The organism is Acididesulfobacillus acetoxydans, from assembly GCF_902729405.1.
Classification (GTDB): domain Bacteria; phylum Bacillota; class Desulfitobacteriia; order Desulfitobacteriales; family Desulfitobacteriaceae; genus Acididesulfobacillus; species Acididesulfobacillus acetoxydans.
On record NZ_LR746496.1, the window covers coordinates 802,025 to 827,817 of the forward strand.

The following is a 25,793-nucleotide window of genomic DNA, read 5'->3' on the forward strand; positions in this document are numbered from 1 at the left end:
ACGGGCGTTCATTCTTGTGTTACCAATATGTAAACTGATATAATCAATTGCGTAAACTGATATACTCAATCGGGGATTCATCTATCGGGGAACCTTCTCCGGAGAACCTTGAGCAGTTTGGGAGGACAAATTGTGAAAAAGAGAACGGTGCTGCTGGTTGACGATGATCCATTAATTTGCAAGCTGCTCAGGGCGGCTTTGGAGAAGAACGGCTATGCCGCGATCCTCTGCGCTTCAGGCGAAGAAGCCCTGGCAAGCCTCCGGGAATATGCCGCCGATGCCGTCATCCTGGATGTGGTCCTACCCAATATGGACGGTTTGGATGTACTAAAATGGATCAGGAACCAGCCAGCCTACCGGCAATTGCCTGTCATCATGCTGACCTGCAAAGACAGCGAGATCGAAACAGTCCTCGGTCTGGAGATGGGGGCCGACGATTACTTGAGTAAGCCCGTAAGATATCATGAACTGCTGGCCAGACTGAAAACCGTCTTCCGCAGGATAGACGCCCTCGGGCAAAACACTGCCAAAATTCTGACTGTCCCTGGAATTGAATTAAATCTGGAACAACGCACCGCGTGGATCAACCAAATGCCGGCAACACTCACCTACAGGGAATTTGAACTGTTGGCCCTGCTCGTTTGCAATCCCGGCAAAGTGTTTACCCGGGACTACCTGCTCGATCGGTTATGGCAGGATGAACAGTTTCTGGAGACGCGCACCGTGGATGTCCATATCCGACGCCTCCGGCGAAAATTCGAAGAACATGGACTTAATCCCGAGATCATCGAAACGGTCAGGAGTGTCGGCTACCGTTTGTCCGCCGATTGATTTTGCAGAGCGGTTATCATTTTCTCCAGTTCCTCCAGTTCCTCCCGCAATACGGCCAGATTGTCTTTGAGCGCCGGCATCCAGCGGGTAAGGCCCGCCAGATCCCGCGCACTTGATTTTTCCTCCATGTCCCTGACGAGAGCCACAAGACCGTCACAGTGAAATAACGACAAGGTACCGGCCAAACGGTGGATTTCCTTCTGTGATTGGGTAAAGTCGGCTTTCCTGATATTTTCCTCAATACTTTCTAATACGTCCGGATAACGCGCCAAAAACTCGGCGATGATTTCCAGTGTCACTTCCTCGCCATACAGCGAGGCTTCGGCCAAAAACACCGGCCGGTCAATCAAGTTTGCCGCGGCGCTATTGACGTTCTCCGGCTCCTGTTTTCCGGAAACCCTGCTTTTTACTCCTTTCAGAATCTCCGCCAGTTCCGTCTCAATAATCGGTTTGGATAGAAAAAAATCCATCCCCGCGGTCAGCAGTTTCTCCCGGTCGCCCACCAGAGCCGAGGCCGTCAGGGCGATGATCGGAATATGCCGGCCCGTGCCCTCCTCTTTCTGCCGGATCAGCCGCGTGGTCTCGATGCCGTCCAGTTCAGGCATATTTTTGTCCATGATAATGCAGTCATAGAAACCGGCTCTTAATTTCTCCAATACCTCCCGTCCGTTGCCGGCCAGAGTCACGTCGCAGTTCAAATATTTGAGCAAGGCTTTAATATATTTGCGGCTGATCGAATCGTCTTCCGCCACAAGGATGCGCAGAGCCTCCAGCTCAGGCCTGGCGGCGCTCCGGCCGGCCTTAGGCCTCCGGCCTTGACCGCTCTCGGCCAGTCCTAATCTGAGCGCACATTGGAAAAGACTGCCGCGCCCCAAGGCGCTGTCCACCGTTATGCTGCCGTTCATTAACTCCACCAGTTTTTTGCTAATGGAAAGTCCCAGCCCGGTGCCCCCGAATTTGCGGGCAATGCTGCTATCCACCTGCGTAAAGTCTTCAAAAATGTAAGCCAGCTTATCCGCGGGAATGCCGATACCGCTGTCGGCCACCGTTATTCTCAGCAGAGCCTGCCGGTTGCCGTCCCGGACAGCCGACGCGTCCAGCCGCACTTCCCCCTTGGCCGTAAATTTGACGGCATTGCTGAGCAGGTTGGTGATAATTTGTTTAATCCGCAGAGGATCTCCCCGCAAACCCATCCCAGGTTCCTGCCGGACCTTCCAAACCAGCTTAATGCCCTTTTCCTGGGCTTTGAGTCTAAAGGAAGGCAGGATTTCCCGGACCAAGCGGTTTAAATCAAAATCCCTTTCCTCCAATTCCAGCTTGTCGGCTTCAAGTTTGGACATATCCAGGATTTCATTGATGATTTCCAACAGGGAACGGGCCGAGGACAGGATGGCGGCGACATTCTCCGCTTGCTCCGACGGCAGATCGCTCTTTTCCATGAGCCCGGCCATGCCAATGATCCCGTGCAGGGGAGTGCGCATTTCGTGACTGATGTTGGCCAGAAACACGGTTCTGGCCTGATTGGCGTGGGTGAGCCGGAGGTTGGTCAATTGCAGGTCATGGTTCTTCGTGTTCAACTCTTCCGTTCTTGCCTCGACCATCTGCTCCATGTTCCGGTAGAGTCTGGCATTTTCCAGGGATATGGCCAATTGGGAAGCGAGGATATGGAGGACCGGTAGGTGCTGCCCGCTAAAAGCGCCGTCCATTAAATCGTTTTCCAGGTAGAGGAGGCCGACCAGATTGCGTTTCGAGGCCACGGGAAGACACAGCAGCGATTTGGCCTGCGGCCCCGGCCCGTCTTGGCGGTCCCAAAAACGTTCCAGCTCGTCTGCACTGTTCAAAATAACGCTTTCCCCGGTGTTGACCACATAGTTAAGCAGCTTCCGGGAAGGGCCGGCCAGAGCCAGCGCAGACATGCCTTCGGCCACCTCCACGCCGGCCGGGTCGCCGCTCCCGGCCGCGACAACGGGGAATTCTCCGTCTTGCTCGATCATGAACAGGGCCTTGCGGGCTCCGGCATGCTGCAAAACAATCCGGATCATCTTCCTCAGCAGTTCCTCAAGCACAATTTCTCCGGAAATGGCCTGGCTGGCCCGGACAATGGCATACACATCCAGGGAGAGAGGAGCCGTCAACTCAACAGCGGTTGTCTCTTGCCTGGTCCGGTTCAGCCTCCTGTCCCGGTTTAATCCTTGATACTGCGCCTCCAGCTCCCTGGCTTTCGCCGCACAACCCCACTGCTGATAGCAGGAAATGGCCTCGTTGGCATATCCCTCCGCCACCCGGCTCCGGCCCGCGGCCTGGTAATACCTGGCTGCCAGCTCGTTAGCCAGGGCCTCTTCCGGCAAAAAGCCAGATTGCTTGGCCCACTGAATGGATTGATCATAATAAGTCATAGCCAGTCGGTGGTTGCCGGCAATCCGGGCCTTCTCCGCCAGAATGAGGGAGTATTTGTTGGTGATGTTTTCCGGAGCATCCTGCAAGAAGCTTTGCAGGGACCGAAGACAGGAGCGGATTTTCCGCCGGTGCGCGGCTCTCTCCCGGCGGGTGCCGGAACCCGGCAGGGCCAGCCGGATCAGGATAGCGTAGAAGTTGTAAACCGGGACGCAGAATGTACCGATAACTCCATCGGCATATTCCTCCAGGGTCTTCAGGTTCCCGTAGGCCAGGTCAATACGGCCAAACAGGTAGGAGATCACCATTTTGTTGAAATATGAATTGGCAATAATGGTCCGGTCATTGGCTGATTGATAATGGGGCAGGGCCTCCTCTTCATTAAAATACCCTCCGGTCAGGCGCCAGGGTTCAGCGGCTGAGTCGAGCAAGTTGGCAACTCCCTGCCGATACATCATGCACACCATGATCGAGGTTTGGTTGCCTGTCCGGATCAGGTCAATTTGGTACAGGTCCATCTCGTTCCGGATCCGGAGAAGTTCCCGGCCGGACAGGTAGGAATAGACAAAATGCTGCATCATCACATGGCCCGCCGAAGCCAAATCGCCGGCATTGAGGCCTTGCTGATGGTTGTGGGGAAATCCCTGCAGCGTGTTCCCGATCTGTTCTTTCTGATGCCGGACCAGAATTTCAAACAGCAGGTTGGTTTTGCAGGCAAAGGTTTTTGACTTCGAGCCGGCCTGCAGTTCCACCGCCAGCCGGCCGAACCGGTATCCCAATTCGCGCTTTTTCATGAAAGTGCAGAGAATATGGCCATATCCGGCATAAGCTACCGGCGTAGCGGGAGCAAGCCCCTGCCGAAGTGAAATCAGGACGGCATTAAGGGTGAGCATCACCATAATAGGATTGGAATAGGAATATGCCGCAATCCCGGCGCTGCTGAGAATGCGCATAGCGGTGCGAAATTTTGGCTCCGTCATTTCCGGCATGTTTTTAAGATCAGCAAAATTGCGGCCCACCAGAGCCAGCCGGATCCGGAGATAGGCAGCCATGACATTCAGGCGGGAAGGCTTGCGCGGAATATTTACTCCTAACTGCTTCAGAAAATCCCTGGCCGTGCCGATCGCGTCCCCGAGCCTGTTTTGCACCGTCAGAAACTCAATTCTCGTTTCGTAGACCACGGCCTTGTCCAGCAGGGCTTTCCCTTGCTGCAAAACCTCGTCTCCATATTGGTCCATCAGCCGGTACTCTCCGCATAAATAGGCCGTCTCGACAGCTCCGTTATACAGGTCCAAAGCCGTCTCATAGTGGCTGCCCCAGGCGTCGTCCCCTAACAGGCGGATCCCCCGGCGCATATAATCCAGAGCGCTTTCGTAGGCGGCGCACTGCTTCGATTTTTGGCCGGCCGCCAAATTGAGCCGGGCCAGGAGCAGGCTTTCATCCCCTGCCCGGACAAGATTCCCGGCTAAGTTCAGATGGTCGGTCATCTCCAGCAGGTTTTCGGCCTGGGAAAACTCCGGACATTTCTGCCACAGCCAATGCCCCAAACGGTAATGAATATCCTGTTTCTGGCCTTCATCCAGCAAGATATAGGCTGCCTGCTGCACCCGGTCATGGGCAAACCGGTAGCGGGCGGGCCCTGAATTACCACCGGCGGGCGCTGTGCCTGCCCGCTCCAGGGCCAGGATCAGCCCTTGGCCGGCGAGTTCCAGCACGGCGTCATTTACGGCTTCCGGGGGCATCCGCTGCAGATAGGCCAGAGTTTCCGGATCAAACGTGTTATTGAGGCAAGCCGCCGCTTGGAGAATCCCGCCGGCAGGACCGGACAGGCGGGAAATCTTGCGCACCAGCAGATCCACGACATTGGACGTTACACCGCTCCGAAGAATCCGCTCCCCATCGACTTCCCAGTGCCGGGCGGCATGGTTGAAGCTGAGCAAGCCCTCCTCTTTCAGGGACCGGATAAAATGGTAAAGAAAAAAGGGATTCCCGTCCGTTTTCTCATAACAAAGCCGGGCCAGCCTCTCCATGGGGTTATCGCTCTCCTGCCTTAGTTTCGGTTGTTCATCGCCGTCTGAGACCCCCAATTCTATAAGTGGGGGTTCTACTTCGTTTTCTTTCTCCCCACTCTTCTGCAGCAGTTCCAGGACCAGCCTGCGAACCTGTGCAAACTCCAAGGGTTTAAGGGTGATCGTCTCCCCGGCGGCGGAACCTGTTCCCAGTTTTTCGATGACTGCGGACAAGGGGTGGGCAGGGCTGATTTCATCATCCCTGTAGGCTCCGATACACAGAATATGGACTTCTTCCGCTCCCGCGCCTATGAGTTCCAGCAGCTTAAGGCTGTTGATATCCGCCCACTGCAGGTCGTCCAGAAAAACTGCCAGCGGGCGGTCCGGGGAAGCTATGACCCGGAGGAAACGGACCATAGCCTGCTTAAACCTGTGTTGAGCTTCTAATGCCGGAAGATCCTCCGGTGGCTCTTGCACTCCGGTAATTTTGGCCAATCCGGGAAAAATGTCGGTAATAATCTTGCCGTTTTCCCCCAGCGCCTCCCTGATCTTCCCCTGCCACCCAGCGATACCGGAGGGGCCGAGGCTTAAGATTTCCTGGAACAGCCGCTCAAAAGCTTCGTTAAAAGCGGCATACGGGGTATTCTTCTTATACTGATCGAACTTGCCCTGAAGGAACAGCCCTCCGCCTTGCTTGACCGGAGCGGCTAATTCATTGACGAACGTGGTCTTGCCCACACCCGCCGCCCCGGCGATCAGGAGAATCTGCGCCCTGCCCGCCCGCACTGGGGCAAGAGCAGCCAGCAGCCGTTTTTTCTCTTCTTCCCTGCCAATGGTTCGGGTCGGGATAGCCAGACGCTCAGAGAGATCATAGTGCCCAAGGGGAAAGCCGGGAATCCCGCCGCGGCCGGCCGCGTGGTCCAGCGTCTGCAAACACCTTTCCAGATCGGAGCGCAGGCCCGCCGCCGTTTGATACCTTTTTTCCGCCCTTTTCTCCATGAGCTTGCCCACAATAGCAGACAATACCTCCGGCACTTCTTCGTTGCGCCGGCAGACCGGTATGGCTTCCTGAGCCAGATGGGCATAGACACATGCGGCATAATCATCAGCCGGGAAAGGCACAACCCCGGTTAACATCTCATATAAAATGATCCCCAGAGAATAGAAGTCCCCCCGGCAGTCAACCTTTTGGACCACCCGGCCCGTTTGTTCCGGCGCTATGTAGCGCACGTCCAACCTGGCACCGGCCAGGCTGCCAGGTTTATCTGCCGTGTACAGAGTTGCGGGCGCCGGATAAAAGCCGGTTAATTTGACGGCTGTATTTTGGCAGTCGATCAGGATGTTTTCCGTTGTTAAGTTATGATGGGCGATATGTGCCCTGTGAACGGCTTCAAGGGCAGCGGCAAGATGAATAGCAATCTCCAGGATCCAGGCAATGGCCATGGGCCCCGAGGCCAGCCTGCCGGCCAGTACTTCGCCCTCAAAATCCTCCGTCACCAGGACCGGCGCCGAATGGTGGCGGGCAATTCCCTCTATTTTCAGGATGGCGTCATACCGGAGATTTCCGGTAATCTCCATTTCGCCTTTAAAATATGCCAGGGCTTCGCCATAATCATAAACATCCCGCAGCTTTTTTAAGATGACCGGCGTGCCGTCTTTTTCCTCAATGGCTTTATAAAGGATGAAATACTTTCCTTCATAAAATTTATTTAGAATTCTGAATCCATCACTGGCAGCCATTTAAAGCCCTACCTTCTTAACTGCTTTTCCCCTGTCTGACCGTCAGAATGTTTCTTTATCAGGTTAACATCAGTTTACCATATCAGGTTGCCACCTTAGTTTACCATGGCATTGTTACATGAAATCGTTCAATTGTTACCGCAATGTAACCGGCCAGCCCTCCGTAAAAAAGCAGCAGTCTTATCAATCAACTGCTGCTTTTTTTGCTGGGCACTTCATTTTATTGGATAACCGTCACTCCGTATGTTGTCCGCTGTTTTTGTTTGGTAATCGGCAACCCAAGTGGTAATCTGACCTTAATTGCTGTCCCATGGGTTGTCTTCAGAGTCTGCGTCGAAGGCGGCGACTGGGCAAAGGCGGTGGGCACGCCTGATGCAAGCATGGCCAGCATCAGCCATAATACTATGCCCGTTTTAATTTGTTTCATTATAAATATGGCATCCTTAGAACCGAAAGGAATACCCCCTTCCGGATTGAGTCGTCAGTGGGGAGAATAGACTTTGTTTTCGTAAATTTCTGCACATCCTGTGATACACTTCTACTGCGTTGGTCGTCAGAATCTAACCGCTGTGGAAGGTACATTGGTTCAGGCGGCTCAGGTATGAATCAACCTAACGAGCGTTTATAGTTCTTTCAGAAGGAGATCCTTCAGTTCCAGTCGGGGACGGGGTGCAGGGTCCTGATCCGCATAGCCGACGGGCATCAGAGCCACTATACTGTAATTGTCGCCGAGTCCCAGCACTTCTTTGGCCTTGCCCTGATCAAACATCATGACCCAACACGTTCCCAGTCCCAGGTCAGCAGCCCGCAAAGCCACGTGTTCAAGGGCGATGGCTGCATTGAGACGCAGATACCCTTGCGCAGTGGCTTTGTCCATTTGCCGGCGTTGGGCGTAGTCTTTCGAATCCAAGTCGGCCAGAGGAGTGTCATTGAAAGCTCCGGCTTCTTTGAGTTCACGCATCCGGGTTCCCAGTCCGCCAAAAGAATCGGCATCTACACAGCATGCCAGGACGACAGGTGCCTGTGTGACAAAGGGGAGCGAAGTTGCCGCACTTAGACGTGCTCTTGCCTCCGGACTTTTGATCACAACAAAGCGGGTGGGCTGCAAGTTGCTCCCGGAGGGAGCAAGCCTGGCCGCCATCAGCAATTCCGTAATTGCTTCATCTGGGACAGCATCGGCTTTATACTTGCGGACGCTGTGCCTTTTTTTCATGGCGTCGATTAATTCCATAGTACTATCTCCTCCAATTGTGAGATTCCCGCTGAAATAGCAAAGAAAAACAAACCAAAGGCGGCTGGACGTCGCCTCACCGGATCGGCCAGGAAGAACAAGGACCGTTCGAACGGCCTGGACGCTTCGGTGAACATCAGCAGGAACAAGAGGAGAATAGGAAGGAAAGCGGGGAGAAAGAGCGAGAAGAAGAAAGGCAGGATAAAGGTTTGGTCGAATTGGACACTCCGGCCAGGTTAATCAAAAAGGTGGGGAAAGTCGTGGTCGAATATTTTGAGACAGGGGAAACTAAAGACGTTCTTTTTGAAACAAGAGAAGAGGCCATGGCCTCGGCAGCCAAACTAGCGGGGAGTGTTAAGATCCGTTCTTCTAATCTGGAAGATGTTTTTTTGCAGCTGACGAACAGAAGGGTTGGGGAATGAGATGGGATTGGCCGCGATTATGTGGCAGGAGTATGTCTACTTTAAACGGAAGTTTGGGAGCATTACCCTGGGTTCCATGATCTCTCCGGTTCTCTATCTGATTGCTTTCGGCTGGGGTCTGGGCGGGGCAAAGCACACCCATGTGCCGGCGAAAGAACGTAAAGCCGGTTCGGAGGGCATGCCCAAGACCTTGCCCCGTTGAGCGGGGAGGAGAATCTTGCCGGTCGCGACCCAAGGAGCGAGGTAGATGATGAAAGTCGTCAGCGCGATGAGGTAGACGACCGGGGTGCAGCGCCAACCAAGTCTTCTTTACACCCGTCACAGGGTTTTGCGGCCGATCTGCAAATCGGTTATACTTAATTACGAGGCTCATTGCAGTAGGTGCAGGGTTTTTGAGAATTCGGCAGAGAATGGGCTTGAGAGCCGGGGGCTGTGAGGGAGGAACAGCTATGATTGTACGTAGCGCGTCGGACAAGCAGGTTCTGCAATACGATATGCTGACTCATTTAGGGCAACAGCTCACATCTAGTCTCGATCCCAAAATTGTTCTATCCTTAATTACACAGTATGCGACAGAGCTATTGGATTCGCATAGTTCGGTCTTGTTGCTGCGGAATGAGTATACCGGAGAAACGCGCTACGTGTCTGTTTTTAATCTTGCAGAAGAAGAGTTTTTTAACAAAAGGCTTTCTTCCACGGAAAGCCTGGGGAGCCAGATTATCAATACACAGAAGCCCATTCTTCTCAATGACTATGGAACATATGCTCGACGTGTTGCTATCCTAGAATCCTATGAAATTAAGGCCGTGATCGGTGTACCCATTATATGGCAGGATCAAGCCATTGGGGCGCTCAATGTGCACTCAAATAACCCGGATCAGCGATATACAGAGAACGATATCAAGATATTATCCAGTTTCGCCAACTTCGCCGCTATTGCCATAATCAATGCTAGGGTTCATGCGCAAGTGCAGAACGAGTTACATCTGAGGCGTGCCCTGAACGAGATCATGCAGGTTTCCAGATTAAACTGCAGCCTGCAAGACCTTCTGACCAAATTGGCGGCTAAGATCAAAGGCTGGTTTATGGGACTTGATTTTGTCTTGATGGTTCTCAATCCGCTATCCAGTATCACACAGTTCGCCGGAAGCCATCCTCTTCCTCAAGAGCAGATGGAGAAATTGAAAGAACTGATGAACGTAACACTGGTGTCCGCGGAGGATAGCGAGGCTCTCCCCGGCGAACGCAGTGAATTGGTTCTGAGCACGGAGAATGCCTTGGCGATGCCTTTGGTGGGGAGGCACAGAAAACTGGGTTACATGGTATGCCTGAACCCCGACGTTTTCCTGGAGCATGATGGCATGCGGATCATGCAGAACATCACGGATCATGTCGCGCTCACCATCGAAAACGCACTGCTTCACTTGGAGACGAGGGGGGATCTCCAGCAGGCGTTGGAGCAAATGGGTGCTCTTAATTATGCTATCCGTGAGATTACGGAGTCGGCTTTGCTGGAGACGCTGCCCCAAAATATCGTAAACATGGCCCGCTCTCTCCTCGGCGCACAGGGTGGGTTGTTGCTGACCGGAGGAGAAGGGAAATCTTTGAGTCTTGCTGCTTTCTCGGGAATGGACGAGGCGCGTTCTGCGGAATTGAGCGCTCGAATTATCATGCATAGTAAACAGTACGCGATTACGAGGAACCACTACGTGGAGAACCTGTTGGGGTCCGGCGTGGAAGAAGTGGCGGGTGCGGATGGGCAAGGATATGCTTTCGCATTATTTCTGCCCATGCTATTTCAAAACGAGCGGATCGCACTTTTGGTCATGTTCCAGGCGGAGCCTTTTGTGCGCTCATCGGGGAAGGTTCTGGTCTCCAGGATTTTTGCGGATATCGCTTCAATAGCGCTTAAGAATGCAGAACTTTTTTCTAACGAGCGGAAAACTGTGCACGAGCTCCGTTACTACAGTGAGCAAATGAGGGCTTCCCAAGAAGCATTGGAGGATGTTTTTGCCCTCCATAACAAATTACTTCATCTTGTCTTAAATAACCGACCTATCCAGGAAATCACAGATGCTGTCCATGGTTCAACCGGGCACGGGATTTTGGTGGAGGATCATATGGGCAATGTCCTTAGCCGATCTTCAGAAGACCTTCCTTTCTCCACCATATACAGCCAACGCGAGGTGCCCGATGTTATTGTGCACTATCAGAAAGCTTTGCGCAGCAAAGAACCTGTTACTTTGATTGATGCTCACGATTGCGTTCGGTATCTGGTTCCCCTTATCGTAGGGATGAAAGTGCTGGGATTCGTATCACTATTTGTCTGTTCCGACGCCATTGAAGTTATGGACAGGCATATTATCGAATCTTCAGCCACAGCCTACGCCCTAACGATTTTGAACATAAACCGCTCCTTGGACATAGAGCGTCAGTTAAAAGGGCAGGTACTGGAAGCCTTAATTCAGGAGTCTTACCCCGCCAAACAAAAGGACTTAGTTCACCGGGCGGGATATTTGGGGTTGAGTGCCGAAGCCCAGTATCGCATTCTTTTGATCCGAGTTGACACGAAAGAGCCCCTGCCTCAATTGGAGAATTTGCAGATCAAGCAGGAACTGTTAGAATCTGTGCCACAGGCAACCCTTCACTTTCCCATTAAACCCGCCTTTTTTTCTGATGCCCAAGGGCTGGTGATTGCCTGTCCTGTGACAGGGTCAACGGACGTCTCTCTTGAGAAGATCTTTTCACGTTTAGAAAAAGAAGTGGCAGTTCGTTTCAAGAGAAACGATAAGCTCTACTGCGGAGTGAGTTCCGTGTTGAATGGTTTATTGGAATTTCGCAAAGGGTATCAAGAGGCGGGGAAAGCATTGCTTTCTGCCAAGACCTGGCGGATGGGTACGCTTCCGGTCTATTTTGACCGCTTGGGTATCGTTGGCTTTCTCTTCCAAGAAGGGAATGAGGACCTGTTGGATAGCTTTGTGCGAAATGCGATGGGCGGCTTGATCGAACTCGACGAGAAAGCCAAAATGTCTTTGGTGGATACACTGGAGCAATATCTGGATCATGATTGCAGTTTGATTGATACTTCGCAGGCGATGTTCATCCACACGAACACGTTGAAATATCGTTTAAAGAAGATTCAGGAGGTTATTCAGGCGGACCTGACCAAGACAACGGATCGTGTCAATTTGTATTTTGCCTGCAAGCTCTTCAGGATAATGAAGGCCAAAGATCAACCCGAATTTACGGCATTGCTACAACCTTAGGTGCAAGCCGACCAGAGGCAAAGATGAAGAGAGAAAAAAAGAGGCCTTCTCTCTTGCAAGAAGGCTATGGCATGGCATCCTGATTCACTTCGATATTTCCTCCAAGGTCAGACCTTTGGTTTCGATTCCCAAGGCCAGTACCAGTAAGGCGGCTATAGCGAAACTAATAGCTCCCAAACTGAACACACCGACTTGCCCAATCGTGTTGACAACATACCCGACGATGACGGGGCCTGCAATCGCGCCAATGCGCCCGAACGCTGAGGAAAAGCCGGCTCCGGTTGAGCGGGCGTGGGTCGGATAGAGTTCCGGAGTATAGGCGTAAAGACAGCTCCACATCCCAAACATAAAGAACTGCATGATAAAGCCAGTAATGAACAACATGGTGTAATCTGTGCTTTGGCCATACAGATAGGCGGTTACGGCACTCATAATCAGAAAGAGAACCGTTGTGGGTTTCCGGCCAACTTTCTCCAAAAGATAGGCGGCCACGAAAAAGCCGGGAATGCCCCCTGTTGTAATGAGGGTGAGAAACCCCACGGACTGGGTGATAGAAATGCCTCGGGAATTGAGGAGCACAGCCATCCAAGACGAGAGACCGAAAAAACCGAGGAGGGAGAAGAACCACAAGCCAAAAGCCATAAAGGTTCGTTTTAAATACATTTTATCGAATAAGGTGAGAATAGAGTTTTTCTGCGTGCTGAGTTCAGCGAAAAATGGTTTGGCCGCTGGCAGAGGTTTATTTGTTCGTTTGGCGATTTCCCGTTCTATACCCGTTAGAACGACGTTAGCCTCTTGAATACGGCCCTTATCGGCTAGCCACCGGGGTGACTCAGGCAGGTGTCTGCGGACGAAGAAAATCACGATGGATAGGAGTCCGACGACCACGAACACCCAGCGCCAACCGACGCGCGGCAGCAGAAAATAGGCAATTCCTCCCGAAAGAACGTAGCCTACGGCCCAGAAACCCTCCATAAAAGCGATATATTTTCCCCTTACATCGGCAGGTACAAACTCGGAGACTAGTGCCTGGGCGACCGGGGCTTCACCGCCCACGCCCAAACCGATCAGAAAACGAAAAACCATAAGTGCCCCTATACTCCACGCTCCCGCCGCCAGAAAACTGGCGATGCCCCAGATAATCATGCTGATCTGGAAAGTCATCTTGCGGCCAAACCGATCGGCGGCAACACCGACTAAGACATTGCCCGCTAACTGCCCGGCGAAAGTCATGGATGCCAGAAAGCCGATTTGGACCGCTGTGAGATGAAAATAAACAGTCAGAGCACCCATCAAAAAGGATAATAAGGCTACATCTACTTGGTCTGCCAACCAGGCGGTGGCAATGACCGTGAAGAGTTTTCGCTGGAAAGATGTCATGGGCAGTCTTTCGAGCCGACCGGGAATATTCATTTGTGCGGCCGTTTCATTCGCGTCCATATTCCGCTCACTCCCTAGTTTTTTGTCTAACACGCGCTTTGGGTCTTTGCTTGGAGTGCCGACTGTTCGGTCACTGACATGGGGTAGGCGTGCTTTCAATCTGGGTACAAGCCTTCTTGAACTTCCCGGACGAAGTGCTGAGACCCCTGGAGGACCGAAACAAGTCCAAAGCTTGTTTCGACATTTTTCCCTGGGAAGTGCAAGCAGACAGGTCTTGAGCTGTCTGGGAGTACTATTTCAACAGCTCCAATAGGCGTTCGTGCTCGCCGGGTTTCATAGACACGGTGTGTTTGGCTTCGGGGTACTTGGTTGTAACCACATCATCCCGGTACGCCTTATACACATTTTCCATAGTTTCTAAAAGATTGACGTAAACCTTAGAGTGTTTCGGGACATATCCATCATGAATGCGCAGCATGTCACCGGCTATAATGTGCACGCCGTCACAGTAAGGTCCCGCCCCGAGACTAATGACAGGAATGCTTAATCTTTCGGTGATAATTTTAGCCAATTCTTGTGGGACTACTTCCAGGAGAAGAGAGAAACAACCGATTTCTTGCATGATACGAGCATCCTCAATGAGGGCTTTGGCCTCTTGTGCTGTTGTTCCGATAGCCCTAAATCCTCCCATTTGCGCTTCCCGCATCGGTGTCAACCCAATGTGCCCCATAACCGGAATTCCGGCTTTAATGATAGCTTCGATGTTTCCGGCGATGTGTTTGGTTGCTTCGCATTTCATCACGTCGGCCCGCCCTGCGCTGACGAAACGACCGGCGCTCTTGATGGCCTCCTCTTTGGACACATGGTAGCTCATATAGGGCATGTCCGCCATGATGAGTGCATACTTAATTCCACGGGAAACCGCTTGGACCATGGTGAGTTCTTCTTCATAAGGTACAGTGAGGGTGGTGTCTCTTCCAAATAGGGTCATAGAAGTCGCATCACTCACACAGGCGATATCGAGACCGGCGCGATCCGCCGCAACCGCGTTTGGATAATCGCCAAAGCCCGCCATAGTAATTAATTCATGTTTTTTCTTTTTTCCCTGAAGATAGGGAATGGTAACTTTTTTTCGTTTAATTTCGTCCATTTCAAAGCAACCCCTTTCCGTTGTGTTAAGTTAATTATAGATCTCACGCATAAGGTTTTCCTATATCTATGATAAACAAAACTTAAATGGGGTTTTGTCTTTGCCGGACAACGGCGGAAAAGGCTTATTCGTCATGGACCGGGTCCTATGCCGGTAAACATTAACCAGTTCGAACACTTGCTGGCAACCGCGGGACAGTAAAAAGGCGCCCTCTTGAAACAATGTTTCTCGATGAGCACCTCAATTTAGTGGCGTCCAAATATTCGTTTCAAAGTCCAGCTTCTGGCAAGAAGTCCGGTCTCAAGAAAGCTAGTCGGTGCTAACTGAGGCCCAGACAACGGCGTAAATCATCGTGGTCCCAATGCGTCCAGTGTTCAGAGCGCGCCAGGTAACGTGGAGTGGAGCCCAGACCCAACAGATAGCGGTTTCTCCAGTGTGCGGCAAGATCGGCAAAAGACAGATCATTATACGCGGGTTCAGTCCGCCTGCCGCCCAGAAAATCCCCCAGGTTGGAAATGTGCGGAATGATAAACAGTTCGCGGGGAATCCCATGCTGAGCGAGAGAACTGGGTAGGCCGAGGGCTCGCAAAGCCAGAGTGATTACCGTGCGCTTGATCTTTGGGCCCGTGCCGAATCCTGTCACTCGCAATTCCGGATGAAAAGCACGAACAAAATCTTTGAGTTCCTGGTATAGCGTGTCCGAACAGTGGTAGGTTCCCCATCCGGATGTCTGACCCAAGGAAAAGGTGAGCCAATGGTTCTGTCCTCGGCTGGTCTTACCTGCGGAAACCCTATTGTACAAGGAACTGCGGCCGAAAGCCGAGAGGGTGGTAATGGCAACTAGACGGGCGGGCAGGAGCTCTTGTCTGAGTTCGGAGCGGGTTAACCGGTATTTTCGTTCATATGCCAGACGCACATCGCGGCTAGCTGCGGCCATGACGGCCAGTTTCCCGCCCAAAAAGCCATTGTATGGAGGTACGGCACCTAAGACAAAGGCATCCATGGTCTGGTTAATCAGGACCACCTTTTGCGCTCGGGGGATCTGATAAAAGTTGTCACGCAGGGCCAAGTCGATGGGTGGAGACTGCAAGCCAATGAGTCCCATTAACTTATCATGGTATCGGTCCCAAAGCAGGAAACGCAGGCGTCTCCCGTATCCTTTAGAGTAGGGCAATTGCCAGGTATAGCGAGCTAATCGAAACAGGTCCGCCATGGGTCCTTTTTCCACTGGGATAAGTTCTGGCTGAACTTTGGCGGGGTCTAAACCCAAACCGCACGCGAAAAAGGAGCGGTAACGCTGGTAAGATTGCTGGATCCAGGATTTGTTCCGCTCCAGTTCCTGATAGCGGTGCCAATAGTGCATTTCTCGGTAAAGGTTTTTCATGGGGGCGTTCGGTGGACCGGTTATGCCGTGGACATGACCTAACTCACGGATAATCTTGTCACGCAGTTCATCGGAAGAGGGGGCAAAAGTGTACGGGTGTCTCCATACTCCATGCGTAAAATCAAAGATATTGCTCATAACTAGAATATTCGCCAGAAGTTTCCATTATCCTGCACGAGCCCTAATAATAGTTGGGCATCCGGAAAAAAATCCGGCAGATGCAGCAGGAATTCCCGCCAAGCTGTCGAATGTGGCCAAGAACTTTGCGGCAATACTTGACAGCATTCGGCGAAATTCGGGCATAGCTGTCAAGGGATAAAGAATCTAAGGGGGTCTTTGGGTGAGGTTTCTCAACAACGTAACCTGGAAAGTCAAGCTCACGACCGGCTTTGCGGTGCTCGTAGTGTTAGTCGCTTTTATGGGTTATCTAGGAATTATGGAAATGGGCGAGATCGATGCCAGGGGAGGCAAAATTTATTCTGATAGTCTTGTACCTGTTATTGAACTGAATCATATTAAGGCGGATCTGAGAGAGAGCACCGTTGATATCCAACAGCTTTATATCGAACAGGATAAAATCCAGCACACGAACAGTTCCCAGCAGCTTCAAGCGGCCGAGGCCCAATTTAGAAAAGATGAGCAGATCTACGAGAAGAGCTTTGCGGATGGATTGCCGCCTGGGGACAAGAGCTATTTTTCCGCTTATGAGCGAGCCGTTGCCGATTATTGGGCCTCCTATGATCGTGCGGTCCAATTTTTAGCGGCAAGAAACTATCCAGCAGCGGGTAAGATTCTGCAAGGCGGGATGCAAACGACTAATGAGACCTCTATCGAGAATCTGAATAAGTTGATTGCGGCGGCTGAAAACGGAGCCCGCAGCAGAAACGAAGATAACCATCAAGTCTTCCTTGGCACAAGGATGGTGGTGCTCAGCGTTCTCGGGTTCAGTCTGTTGGTTGCTCTGCTGCTAGCTTCCTACCTGTCCATCAATCTCTCCCGTCGCCTCTCTGAAATTGCGCAATTTGCCGGCGGTTTTGGACTGGGCGATCTAAGCCGGGAACTCAGATTGTACGGTAGAGATGAAATCGGGAAAATGGGGGATGCTCTGAGGCAGGCGATGCAAAACGTTCGCGAACTTCTCGTTGCAATTCATGACGGTTCCGAGTCGATGAGTGCCTAATCGCAGGAACTCTCAGCCACGATGGAAGAGCTTTCAGCCACGATGCAGACCATTCAGGGATCGGCGGAGCAGATTGCCCAAGGAACAGAAGAGCTTACTGCCAGTACGGAGGAAATGGGCGCTTCGGCCTGGGAAATGCAAGAATTTACAAAGCAGTTAACGGTCAGGGCGGACACGGGACGGAATAATGCCTTAGCTATTAAGGAACGGGCCAGTGAGATAAGGAGTCGGGGCGTACGGGCTGTGGAGGAGGCGAATGTGATTTACAAGGACAAGGAAGCCAAAGTCAGACAAGCTTTGGAGCAGTCGAAGGCAGTGGACCAAATCAAGGTCATGGCAGAGGCTATTGGGGGAATTGCTCAGCAAACCAATCTGTTATCACTAAATGCCAGTATCGAAGCCGCACGTGCGGGAGAGGCTGGGCGAGGGTTTGCGGTTGTTGCCGATGAAGTTCGAAAGCTGGCGGAACAGTCCGAGACAGCGGTCAGCAACATCCATAATGTCGTCAGTGACGTCCAAAAAGTCTTTGGAAATCTCGTGACCAACACCCAAGCATTACTGGTGTTCATTGAGACCAAGGTTCGCCCTGACTATGAAGCCTATGCTCAGACTGGCAATCAATATGAAGAGGATTCCAAATTCGTCACGGAAATGTCTCAGGAACTGGCCGAAGCAACCCTGTCTATGAGCAAAGTTATTGCTCAAATCAGCGCGACGATTCAAAATGTGGCGGCAACCGCGGAGGAGTCTGCCTCCGGCTCGGAGGAAATATCCTCCATAGTGGACCAGACGGCTACCGCGGTAGAACAAGTCAATCAATCGGCCCAGGCTCAAGCGCGGCTGGCGGGGAAGTTAAGTGAGTTGGTGGGGAAATTTAAGGTGTAAGGTCGCTGCGCCAAGCAAGAAAGAGGATGGTGTTACGAATACAGAAATGGAAGAAACACTGAAAGCCTTCGCGAATACTCTCCGTTCCTTGGGGCACTCGGAAAAGGAAATTGAAACAATGATCGCCCCGGTCTACGAACTGTACAGAGAACTTAAAGCGGACCTGGCCCGATTGACGGAATCGTCGCGGGAGGATGGGGATCGATGCTCTTTTCCGACAAATGGAACCTCGGAGGCTCCATTCTTTGGAGGTAAGGGCGACGGTTTCGCCCTTACCGGTCTGGGTAATTTCCGCGCTTATACAAAGTCTTTAATTGTTAGCAGACAGGCATCGTGAAACTATCTCTGGATGGGGTAAGCAAGGGCATCGGAGATGGGTCTTCACGCCAGAAGAGGGTATTGCCACCATTTACACCCCCGCAGTTTGCTTTGTTCTCCCGTAACCGTAAGTTCCTTCTTTACGCGTCCGCCATCAGCCGTTTTTCACCGGAGATTTCCTGGATGGGTCGAATATCCTGGGACACCTCCATCGTGCCCAGATACTCGCCTTGTGCATTTCTGACGGCAAAGTAGCGAATGTAGACATACTGGTTTCCCATGTTTAGCCAGAAATCCTCGTGGTCCTTTTTCCCGGATTTTAGGTCTTCGACAATTTTCTGCACGATATGTACACTTGCCGGAGGATGACAGTTCTCAACCAGCCTGCCGATAATGGTTTTGGGTCGCGCAAAAATCCGTTCTTTGCCCTGGGTAAAGTACTTGACGGTATTGTTCTTGTCGACGAACGTGATATCTATGGGTAAGGTATTGAGCATCGCATTTATCTCTTCCGGCAAGAGAAGCCCGGCGTCAAAGTGAACATAGGTTGTCTGGGAAGTCTCTTCCCTAAACTCCGGCTCATGATCCGCGTGCGCAGACGTGGAAGCCGCCTCCGGCATCGGCGGGTCGATCAAGCAGTAGCCGATTTCGGGGCTTGCCTGGGCGATCTTCATCCACTCCGGGTCTGTCAAAGAGTCCGAGGCCATAGGAAAAAGGATGTTCTCTTCTTTGAAAATCATCTCTTTCAGCCGGGTTGCAGCCTGAGAAGCTTTTTCAATGACGGTGGCTGCATTTTCGGGGACATCAGCCAGAAGTTTTCGCGTCTCTTTGATAAGAATCCGAATTTCATCATCAACTCCCCACATGACTTGGGGAGGGGCGGTGATCTTATGTTTTTCCATATAGGGGAAGAGCAAATTTTCTTTGCGGGAGTAGTGCTTATCAATTTCCCCCAACAGCGTAAAATCGGCAGCAAGTTCTTTCCGTTTCGCCACACTGTCTGCCGTCTTCAGTTCTTCCAAATGCGGTAGGATATGCTCATTTAGCAATTTCTCCAGTTCTCTGTTTTCCAATTTAAAGGTGTAGATGGGGTGAGCAGGATTTTCTTCACGCGGCCGGGGCGCGTGAATTTCTTCGATTGATCCCTTAAATACCGACGCGTGTACATCACAAAGTCGTTGGACTTCCTCGACGGGCATCCCTTCGAGGATTAAGGCTTGTTCCATTTCCGCTATCTCTGACGCCGAAACGCCTTCGATCAAGGCGGCAAAGCGGTTCTTAACCTCCTCAACACTACTGCCTTGATGCAGGTCTGTAATTAATTCCTTGAGTACTCTTTGCCGATAGACTCGGTTATTGATGGCTTCACTCATACGATTTACTCCCTCTACAGTTTAATCCTTCGTCCTTACGGGGATTAGCCTTTCCTGTCTAGACTCGGTTGAATTAGATTTGATTATACCACCTTTGTGCGGAAACTCCACCGCAAGGCCCATCTTACAAGGGGGCGCCGGCGCAAGACATGGAACGATTGTACGAAGAAGCACCTTACACTCTCTTGGCAACGGTAAATTTCCCTAAGGCAACGGCAGCGAAAAGTTTTAGCGGTGGCGTAGTTTTTGCGTGGAAATATCCGGAATTTGATAATTGACACAATCAAAATAATCAACACAATCGTTATGACGACATCTACATCAACGAGTACAACACACCCGGAGGCTTGTGGGTTACCAATCATTGGTTCTGCAGTCTGGGCTGCGGAATGAGCGAGGATGGATTACAGGTCATCAGTCCGTTACTTTCGGGCATCTACCTTACACCGCATCCCGTGAGGGGTGCCTTCTACCCACTACGCGTGTAGAATGATCAGAGATTTCGTTGTGGCTATGATCATCACAGATATTCATCGCTTGGCATGGGCAACCTTAGTCGTCGCGGTGCTGAAATTCGTCCTTGAGATACTGAAAAAGTAACCCCACCCCGCAAAGAGAAGGTTACTTTTTCATTACGACCTTTTTCTCGTCCTATCCCATTGTGGCCGCACACCTGCGGTTCGTTGTGCTGGGACGCGGGATATTAGCCGCGTTCTCTTTGTCTATATTATACCGCAAAATTAAGCGAGTATGCAACAGTAAGACAAACGCTCGTTAGATGCATGGAAGGGGGGATCTTGTGTTAATCCAGACTGACTTGTGCAATCTGTATGGCACCAATCCAGAGAAAATGTCGCTGGCTCTTAATATGGTGCCTGTCCATGAGGATATTTCCAAGCAAAAGATTGCGGAACTGTTCGAGGAGCTGCGCTGTTTTGAGCAGACTGTTAAGGTTCTGGCCCAGCTATCCTTTGCCGCTCAAAAAGGAGCCTGATTAGTCGGAGAGGCGGTGAAACACCTAAGCTCGCAGCAGGCCGGTATCCGGCAAAACGGGCGGGCCGTTCCGATGATGGCAGGAATTCTCAGCCAACGGGGGCGAGGACCCAAACGCCTTACGGCCAGCGGTATCGGGCAGGTGATTGATCAATACGCATACCTGGCGAAGCTTCCCCAACTGCACCCGCACGCACTTCGGCACACGTTTGCCAAGAACATGCTGAACGCGGGAGAAGGGCTGGAGATGGTCGCGGAGTTTCTAGGGCACAAAAGACTTGACACCACGAGAACGAAGCCGACGGAGCAGGAAAAAGCGCGGGCCGTGGAGAAACTTTCGTGGAGAAAATGAGAAAATAGGAATGGAATGGAAGGAGCTGCCGAATGACAAAAAAGGCAATCGCAGCCCATATGTGATGTGATACGCTTCTACTGCGTTGGTCGTCAGAATCTAACCACTGTGGAATGTAAATCGGTTCAGGCGGCTCAGGTATGAATCAACCTAACGAGCGTTTACAGTTCTTTCAGAAGGAGATCCTTCAGTTCCAGTCGGGGACGGGGTGCAGGGTCCTGATCCGCATAGCCGACGGGCATCAGAGCCACTATACTGTAATTGTTGCCGAGTCCCAGCACTTCTTTGGCCTTGCCCTGATCAAACATCATGACCCAACACGTTCCCAGTCCCAGGTCAGCAGCCCGCAAAGCCACGTGTTCAAGGGCGATGGCTGCATTGAGACGCAGATACCCTTGCGCAGTGGCTTTGTCCATTTGCCGGCGTTGGGCGTAGTCTTTCGAATCCAAGTCGGCCAGAGGAGTGTCATTGAAAGCTCCGGCTTCTTTGAGTTCACGCATCCGGGTTCCCAGTCCGCCAAAAGAATCGGCATCTACACAGCACGCCAGGACGACAGGTGCCTGTGTGACAAAGGGGAGCGAAGTTGCCGCACTTAGACGTGCTCTTGCCTCCGGACTTTTGATCACAACAAAGCGGGTGGGCTGCAAGTTGCTCCCGGAGGGAGCAAGCCTGGCCGCCATCAGCAATTCCGTAATTGCTTCATCTGGGACAGAATCGGCTTTATACTTGCGGACGCTGTGCCTTTTTTTCATGGCGTCGATTAATTCCATAGTACTATCTCCTCCAATTGTGAGATTCCCGCTTTCACTCGTTTACAGAGCAGCCCTGAGAATTTGCAGGACATCTTCCGCATTGACCGGCCTGAATTCGCCGAGTGGACCCGATTTTGTCGCCGCTCTGGCCATCACCTCAAGTTTGTCCTCGGGGATATTGATTTCATGCAGAGATGTGGGCAAACCTAAAGAGACAAAGAATTCTCTGGTCTTGGCAATGGCCTGCCGAGCTGCAGCGAAAGCATTGTCCTGTGGATTCAGACCCCAGACATTGACCCCATATTCTTTGAAGGTGTCAACCGTCTGCTCGGAGAGGACATACTCCATCCAGTGGGGAGTTAAAACCGCCAGACCCACCCCGTGTGTAATATCATAGTAAGCACTGAGTTCGTGTTCAATGGGATGTACGGTCCATTTTCTTTCTTTCCCGTAACTTAAAAGTCCGTTAATGGCCAAACTTGATGCCCACATGAGGTTGGCTCGCGCTTCATAATCTTCAGGGTTCTCCATGGCCTGAGGTCCGTACCGGATACAGGTTTTCAAAATGCCTTCCGCTAGGCGGCTCTGTAAAAAGGCGCTTCGCGTTTTGCTGAAATAGGATTCAAAGACATGACTCATGATGTCCGCGGTACCCGCGGCTGTCTGGTTTTTGGGGACGCTGAAGGTATACGTGGGATCAAGGATTGAGAATACCGGGCTCAGGGACGGATGGCCTATGCCGACCTTCTGATGGGTCTCAGGATTGCTGATGACCGCCATGGGATCCATTTCCGAACCGGTTGCAGCGAGAGTAAGGATGGTCCCAAGCGGTAGAGCTTTTTCAATCTTGGCCTTACCAATCATGAGATCCCAGGGATCCGAACTGTAATAGAACCCAGCGGCGATAATTTTGGCGCAATCGATCGTGCTTCCTCCGCCGACGGCAAGAATGAAGTCGATCTCGTTTTTGCGGCAGAGATCAATTCCCTTACGGACACTGGTAACCCGAGGATTCGGTTCGACACCTGAGAGTTCCCAAAATGGGATGTCAGCAGACTGAAGAAGTTCTATGACATTGGCATAGAGTCCCATCTTTTTGATACTTCCTCCGCCGTAAACGAGGAGGAGCTTGGATCCGTATCTTCTGATTTGGTTGCCCAGGACTTTGAGCTGACCCTCACCAAAAAAGACTTCTGTCGGAATTCGGTAATTGAAGTTCAACATGGCAAATTCTCCTTTCCGCAGCAAGTCAATTGTATCTCTAAGGATTTATTTTCGCAACGTCTTAGACTAAACCGACAACGGATGGCAGCGGCCAAATGTGAAATGAGGGGTAGACATGCCTTTCGAAGGGGTGGATGGAATCAAAATTCACGATGGAGAAAGCGGAAGCGTGGCCGAGGTAATATGCCAACATGCACACCGTCCCCATCACCCACGGTTCGATCAAGCAGGGAACTTTCACCCCTAGATAGAGAATGTTGTGGCGCACTTGGAATATAGAGAGAAGGGGTTTGGTACAAAAACACTAAAAGAAAGCTTTTGAAATAGCAAAGAAAAACAAACCAAAGGCGGCTGGACGTCGCCTCACCGGATCGGCCAGGAAGAACAAGGACCGTTCGAACGGCTTGGACGCTTCGGTGAACATCAGCAGGAACAAGAGGAGAATAGGAAGGAAGGCGGGGAGAAAGAGCGAGAAGAAGAAAGGCAGGATAAAGGGAAGTTTTCGAACACGGCGGAACCAGAAGCGGACAGAGTGGAACCTGCGGGTGCAGTGGAGCCGAAAGAAGACCGGGAGGGAGAGGCTAACCGGCGGCAAAAGGAGCCGGTTGGACAACAGTGCCAAGAATCCGGGTATAACGGTGGCGTCAAGGATAAGACGGCAGATATTGACATAACGTTTCCGTTCTTGAACCTGATCCTAACCTTTGGAACGAGTTTAAGTATAACCACCGTTCCTGAGGAACCGCTGACAGATCATCATCTTTTTTTTAAGTACCCAAACTCCCTGAGGGCCCGCTCAATGCCATTCTGAGAAGTCGTCACAGGAATACCCGCCTCCTTTATTTTGTCGCAAGATAAACGTAAGTCTCGCTTATGCTCCCGGTATTTATCGTCATCCGGCAAGATTATTCCCGAAATTCTCTCTTTCTTTAAGCCCAGTCGTTCTAGGATGAAGATGGCTGTCTCATAGGTACTTTGCTGGTTCTCTGATCCAACATGATAGGTTCCAAATGGGAGCTCCAAAAGTTCTCTGAAATGATCAATGATGTCATAAACGTACGTGATTCCCCGGAACTCGTTGACCGGCATTTTAATCGGTATGCCACTTACTGCTGCTCCTAGTACGTTTTGGAAGAGATTTACTCCCAGAGGCATATTCCTTTCCGGCAGGCCGAAAAGCCAACTAAACCTTAAAATCCAAAGGTCTTCAATTTCCTTTGTCAATAATTCTTCCGCTTCAAGTTTCGTTTTCCCATAGACGGTATTGGGAACGGCTTTGCCTTTTTCCGAATAAGGGCCATCTTCTGGATTTCCGTTAAAAACCTGCTCACTACTAAAAAAAACCAGCTCGGCGTTGACTTCTTTGGCAGCTTTAGCGAGATTTACGGAACTTGTCACATTAACCTCATAAGCTAAATCCGGCTCCCGTTCGCAAGCTGCAGTAGCTGTCATGGCTGCTCCGTGGATGATGAGATCCGGCTGGATTTGGCGGATTACCCGGGATACCTCTGGAGCATTGGTGATATTGACCTCCTTACGGTTTAGAGGGATCATGTCATAACTTGAACGGTAGGAGTGGATTAAGCGTGAATTGAGAAAACCATTTGCTCCGCTGACCGCGACTTTCAAAGTTTTCATTCTCCAACCTCCATTTACCATCTTCACTCACTGTTATTCCTTATCTTTCATGTTCGCCTTCTATTTCCACGTCACTTATCTTGAAACCTTACTATCTTTATACTACCTTTGTCTGTTTTGAGCAAGAAGCAGGTAACGACAGTGGTGTTTTGGGCAATTGTCTATAAAGCCTTATTCCGGGGGCTTTTAAGCAATTGTTTGTTTTTGCCATAAGAATAATGCGTCTTTTTAACCATTTACTTTCTGTCTAAACCAACGGCTTTGTGCTAAGCTTAGATTATCTTACAAACTCGTTCTATTTATTTAAGAGGAGAGCCAATGGTACGTTTGGTTTGTCTGGATGTGGATGGGACCTTAGTCGATGATCAGAAAAGGATTCCTCCGCAAGTTCTTTCAGCTTTGCATAGACTGCAAAAACAGGGAATTCGCGTGACCTTGGCCTCAGGAAGGCTTATTTCTTCACTAGAAAGTTATGCGAGCTCAATCGGTACGGAAATGCCTTTGATCGGTCTTAACGGAGCTTGGGTGGGAAAACCGGGGGCTCCTCCTTGGCTTCGCTTGCCTCTGCAGACCGAGGGGCTTGTTCCCTTAATTGAACATGCCCAAACCGACGGACTCCACGTGAGTTTGTACTTTGCCGACGGCATTATGCTGAAGAAAAATCCGCTGGAGGATGAAACTTGGCTGGATTTCCATTGGAGTTTAGAGAAAGTCCGGGCGGAGATCGTTGATAATTGGCCACTTTCCCCTCGAAATAATTCCCTGCTCATGGAGCGGCCGATCATGAAAATGCTTGTTTCTGGAAATCCCGAAGCTGTCGCGGAATTTAACGCAGAACATGAGGCAAAGTATAGGAGTTACTACTGCTTTGTGCAGAGTAATGACAAACACTTGGAAATTGTCTCACGAGACGCCTCCAAAGGGGAAGCCCTGCGTGTTGTAGCCGAAAGATTGGGGATTAAACAACACGAGGTGATGGCTTTGGGTGACCATTATAACGATATATCCATGTTGGAATATGCCGGTTTCGGGGTGGCGATGGGCAATGCACCGCAGGCAGTCCAAAAAAAGGCTGACTGGGTAACGAAACGCAATACAGAAATGGGTGTCGCCGTCGCTTTAGCTCATGTTTTCGGAGAATGGGTGGTTAATGCTTCATGCTGACAGTAGAAGTGGCCGTGATGCAGAAGCGTCTGAAAAAGGCATCGAAAATGGGCTTGACAGAATAAAAAGAAAATAACAAGGGACAATAAAAGGCATTGCCACATTAA

General features: G+C 51.2%; 20 protein-coding genes. 10 read left to right on the forward strand and 10 right to left on the reverse strand.

Annotation, left to right across the window (positions count from 1 at the left end; translation table 11 throughout):
* The first annotated feature begins 132 nt into the window (after nt 1-132).
* Nucleotides 133-831, forward strand: coding sequence for a response regulator transcription factor (locus MNU25_RS03555; protein WP_240983805.1), 699 nt, complete (start codon nt 133-135; stop codon nt 829-831).
* Here MNU25_RS03555 and MNU25_RS03560 read toward each other — a convergent pair.
* The 3 genes from MNU25_RS03560 to MNU25_RS03570 form a co-directional block, all read right to left on the reverse strand.
* The gene (locus tag MNU25_RS03560; protein ID WP_240983806.1) at nt 810-6,974 is read right to left on the reverse strand and encodes a hybrid sensor histidine kinase/response regulator; all 6,165 of its coding nucleotides are present in this window, start codon (nt 6,972-6,974) and stop codon (nt 810-812) included. The two genes, MNU25_RS03555 and MNU25_RS03560, sit on opposite strands and share 22 nt — an antisense overlap.
* Before the next feature lie 220 nt (nt 6,975-7,194).
* A complete protein-coding gene (locus MNU25_RS03565; protein WP_240983807.1) occupies nt 7,195-7,401 on the reverse strand; it encodes a hypothetical protein in 207 nt (68 codons plus the stop codon).
* Nucleotides 7,402-7,596: 195 nt separating this feature from the next.
* A complete protein-coding gene (locus MNU25_RS03570; protein WP_240983808.1) occupies nt 7,597-8,205 on the reverse strand; it encodes a nitroreductase family protein in 609 nt (202 codons plus the stop codon).
* Nucleotides 8,206-8,414: 209 nt separating this feature from the next.
* Between MNU25_RS03570 and MNU25_RS03575 the strand changes: the two genes are divergently transcribed.
* The 3 genes from MNU25_RS03575 to MNU25_RS03585 all read left to right on the forward strand — a co-directional run bounded on the left by MNU25_RS03575 (nt 8,415) and on the right by MNU25_RS03585 (nt 11,893).
* Complete coding sequence (locus tag MNU25_RS03575) at nt 8,415-8,627, forward strand: hypothetical protein (RefSeq protein WP_240983809.1); 213 nt, start codon at nt 8,415-8,417, stop codon at nt 8,625-8,627.
* 1 nt (nt 8,628) lies between these two features.
* On the forward strand, nt 8,629-8,829 hold the full coding sequence (locus MNU25_RS03580; protein ID WP_240983810.1) for a hypothetical protein: 201 nt from the start codon (nt 8,629-8,631) through the stop codon (nt 8,827-8,829).
* A 247-nt stretch (nt 8,830-9,076) separates the two neighbouring features.
* On the forward strand, nt 9,077-11,893 hold the full coding sequence (locus tag MNU25_RS03585) for a GAF domain-containing protein (protein ID WP_240983811.1): 2,817 nt from the start codon (nt 9,077-9,079) through the stop codon (nt 11,891-11,893).
* 84 nt (nt 11,894-11,977) lie between these two features.
* Here MNU25_RS03585 and MNU25_RS03590 read toward each other — a convergent pair whose 3' ends face one another.
* From MNU25_RS03590 to MNU25_RS03600, 3 genes are all read right to left on the reverse strand, one after another.
* The gene (locus tag MNU25_RS03590) at nt 11,978-13,333 is read right to left on the reverse strand and encodes an MFS transporter (protein ID WP_240983812.1); all 1,356 of its coding nucleotides are present in this window, start codon (nt 13,331-13,333) and stop codon (nt 11,978-11,980) included.
* A gap of 232 nt (nt 13,334-13,565) precedes the next feature.
* Entirely contained in the window at nt 13,566-14,423 is an 858-nt protein-coding gene (panB, locus tag MNU25_RS03595; protein ID WP_240983813.1) for a 3-methyl-2-oxobutanoate hydroxymethyltransferase, read from the reverse strand.
* A gap of 319 nt (nt 14,424-14,742) precedes the next feature.
* The gene (locus MNU25_RS03600; RefSeq protein ID WP_240983814.1) at nt 14,743-15,945 is read right to left on the reverse strand and encodes a Druantia anti-phage system protein DruA; all 1,203 of its coding nucleotides are present in this window, start codon (nt 15,943-15,945) and stop codon (nt 14,743-14,745) included.
* Nucleotides 15,946-16,147: 202 nt separating this feature from the next.
* Between MNU25_RS03600 and MNU25_RS03605 the strand changes: the two genes are divergently transcribed.
* Together MNU25_RS03605 and MNU25_RS03610 are read left to right on the forward strand one after the other, a co-directional pair.
* Complete coding sequence (locus tag MNU25_RS03605; RefSeq protein WP_240983815.1) at nt 16,148-16,987, forward strand: MCP four helix bundle domain-containing protein; 840 nt, start codon at nt 16,148-16,150, stop codon at nt 16,985-16,987.
* Between the two features lie 21 nt (nt 16,988-17,008).
* Nucleotides 17,009-17,872 carry a methyl-accepting chemotaxis protein gene (locus tag MNU25_RS03610; RefSeq protein ID WP_240983816.1) on the forward strand — a complete coding sequence of 288 codons (864 nt, stop codon included), beginning with the start codon at nt 17,009-17,011 and terminating at the stop codon, nt 17,870-17,872.
* A 458-nt stretch (nt 17,873-18,330) separates the two neighbouring features.
* Here the strand turns inward: MNU25_RS03610 and MNU25_RS03615 are convergent, their stop codons facing one another.
* A complete protein-coding gene (locus tag MNU25_RS03615) occupies nt 18,331-19,563 on the reverse strand; it encodes a DUF438 domain-containing protein (RefSeq protein WP_240983817.1) in 1,233 nt (410 codons plus the stop codon).
* Nucleotides 19,564-20,362: 799 nt separating this feature from the next.
* Here MNU25_RS03615 and MNU25_RS03620 point away from each other — a divergent pair.
* Both MNU25_RS03620 and MNU25_RS03625 read left to right on the forward strand, forming a co-directional pair.
* The gene (locus MNU25_RS03620; RefSeq protein ID WP_240983818.1) at nt 20,363-20,557 is read left to right on the forward strand and encodes a hypothetical protein; all 195 of its coding nucleotides are present in this window, start codon (nt 20,363-20,365) and stop codon (nt 20,555-20,557) included.
* Nucleotides 20,558-20,629: 72 nt separating this feature from the next.
* Nucleotides 20,630-20,908, forward strand: coding sequence for a tyrosine-type recombinase/integrase (locus tag MNU25_RS03625; protein ID WP_240983819.1), 279 nt, complete (start codon nt 20,630-20,632; stop codon nt 20,906-20,908).
* Between the two features lie 161 nt (nt 20,909-21,069).
* Here MNU25_RS03625 and MNU25_RS03630 read toward each other — a convergent pair whose 3' ends face one another.
* A complete protein-coding gene (locus MNU25_RS03630) occupies nt 21,070-21,678 on the reverse strand; it encodes a nitroreductase family protein (protein ID WP_240983820.1) in 609 nt (202 codons plus the stop codon).
* Nucleotides 21,679-21,720: 42 nt separating this feature from the next.
* Nucleotides 21,721-22,884 carry an iron-containing alcohol dehydrogenase gene (locus tag MNU25_RS03635; RefSeq protein WP_240983821.1) on the reverse strand — a complete coding sequence of 388 codons (1,164 nt, stop codon included), beginning with the start codon at nt 22,882-22,884 and terminating at the stop codon, nt 21,721-21,723.
* 416 nt (nt 22,885-23,300) lie between these two features.
* On the opposite strand from MNU25_RS03635, the gene MNU25_RS03640 reads away from it, so the two are divergent.
* Complete coding sequence (locus MNU25_RS03640; RefSeq protein WP_240983822.1) at nt 23,301-23,558, forward strand: hypothetical protein; 258 nt, start codon at nt 23,301-23,303, stop codon at nt 23,556-23,558.
* A gap of 82 nt (nt 23,559-23,640) precedes the next feature.
* Here MNU25_RS03640 and MNU25_RS03645 read toward each other — a convergent pair whose 3' ends face one another.
* Nucleotides 23,641-24,522: an SDR family oxidoreductase gene (locus MNU25_RS03645; RefSeq protein WP_240983823.1), complete on the reverse strand. Its 882-nt coding sequence runs from the start codon at nt 24,520-24,522 to the stop codon at nt 23,641-23,643.
* Between the two features lie 318 nt (nt 24,523-24,840).
* On the opposite strand from MNU25_RS03645, the gene MNU25_RS03650 reads away from it, so the two are divergent.
* Entirely contained in the window at nt 24,841-25,686 is an 846-nt protein-coding gene (locus MNU25_RS03650) for a Cof-type HAD-IIB family hydrolase (protein WP_240983824.1), read from the forward strand.
* Nucleotides 25,687-25,793: the final 107 nt, after the last annotated feature.

What these genes read in the sequence shown, in the direction of transcription:
- MNU25_RS03560 (WP_240983806.1), bottom strand. Translation starts at nt 6,974, where the DNA reads ATGGCTGCCAGTGATGGATTCAGAATTCTAAATAAATTTTATGAAGGA.
- MNU25_RS03565 (WP_240983807.1), bottom strand. Translation starts at nt 7,401, where the DNA reads ATGAAACAAATTAAAACGGGCATAGTATTATGGCTGATGCTGGCCATG.
- MNU25_RS03570 (WP_240983808.1), bottom strand. Translation starts at nt 8,205, where the DNA reads ATGGAATTAATCGACGCCATGAAAAAAAGGCACAGCGTCCGCAAGTAT.
- MNU25_RS03580 (WP_240983810.1), top strand. Translation starts at nt 8,629, where the DNA reads ATGGGATTGGCCGCGATTATGTGGCAGGAGTATGTCTACTTTAAACGG.
- MNU25_RS03585 (WP_240983811.1), top strand. Translation starts at nt 9,077, where the DNA reads ATGATTGTACGTAGCGCGTCGGACAAGCAGGTTCTGCAATACGATATG.
- MNU25_RS03590 (WP_240983812.1), bottom strand. Translation starts at nt 13,333, where the DNA reads ATGGACGCGAATGAAACGGCCGCACAAATGAATATTCCCGGTCGGCTC.
- panB (WP_240983813.1), bottom strand. Translation starts at nt 14,423, where the DNA reads ATGGACGAAATTAAACGAAAAAAAGTTACCATTCCCTATCTTCAGGGA.
- MNU25_RS03600 (WP_240983814.1), bottom strand. Translation starts at nt 15,945, where the DNA reads ATGAGCAATATCTTTGATTTTACGCATGGAGTATGGAGACACCCGTAC.
- MNU25_RS03610 (WP_240983816.1), top strand. Translation starts at nt 17,009, where the DNA reads ATGGAAGAGCTTTCAGCCACGATGCAGACCATTCAGGGATCGGCGGAG.
- MNU25_RS03615 (WP_240983817.1), bottom strand. Translation starts at nt 19,563, where the DNA reads ATGAGTGAAGCCATCAATAACCGAGTCTATCGGCAAAGAGTACTCAAG.
- MNU25_RS03625 (WP_240983819.1), top strand. Translation starts at nt 20,630, where the DNA reads ATGATGGCAGGAATTCTCAGCCAACGGGGGCGAGGACCCAAACGCCTT.
- MNU25_RS03630 (WP_240983820.1), bottom strand. Translation starts at nt 21,678, where the DNA reads ATGGAATTAATCGACGCCATGAAAAAAAGGCACAGCGTCCGCAAGTAT.
- MNU25_RS03635 (WP_240983821.1), bottom strand. Translation starts at nt 22,884, where the DNA reads ATGTTGAACTTCAATTACCGAATTCCGACAGAAGTCTTTTTTGGTGAG.
- MNU25_RS03645 (WP_240983823.1), bottom strand. Translation starts at nt 24,522, where the DNA reads ATGAAAACTTTGAAAGTCGCGGTCAGCGGAGCAAATGGTTTTCTCAAT.
- MNU25_RS03650 (WP_240983824.1), top strand. Translation starts at nt 24,841, where the DNA reads ATGGTACGTTTGGTTTGTCTGGATGTGGATGGGACCTTAGTCGATGAT.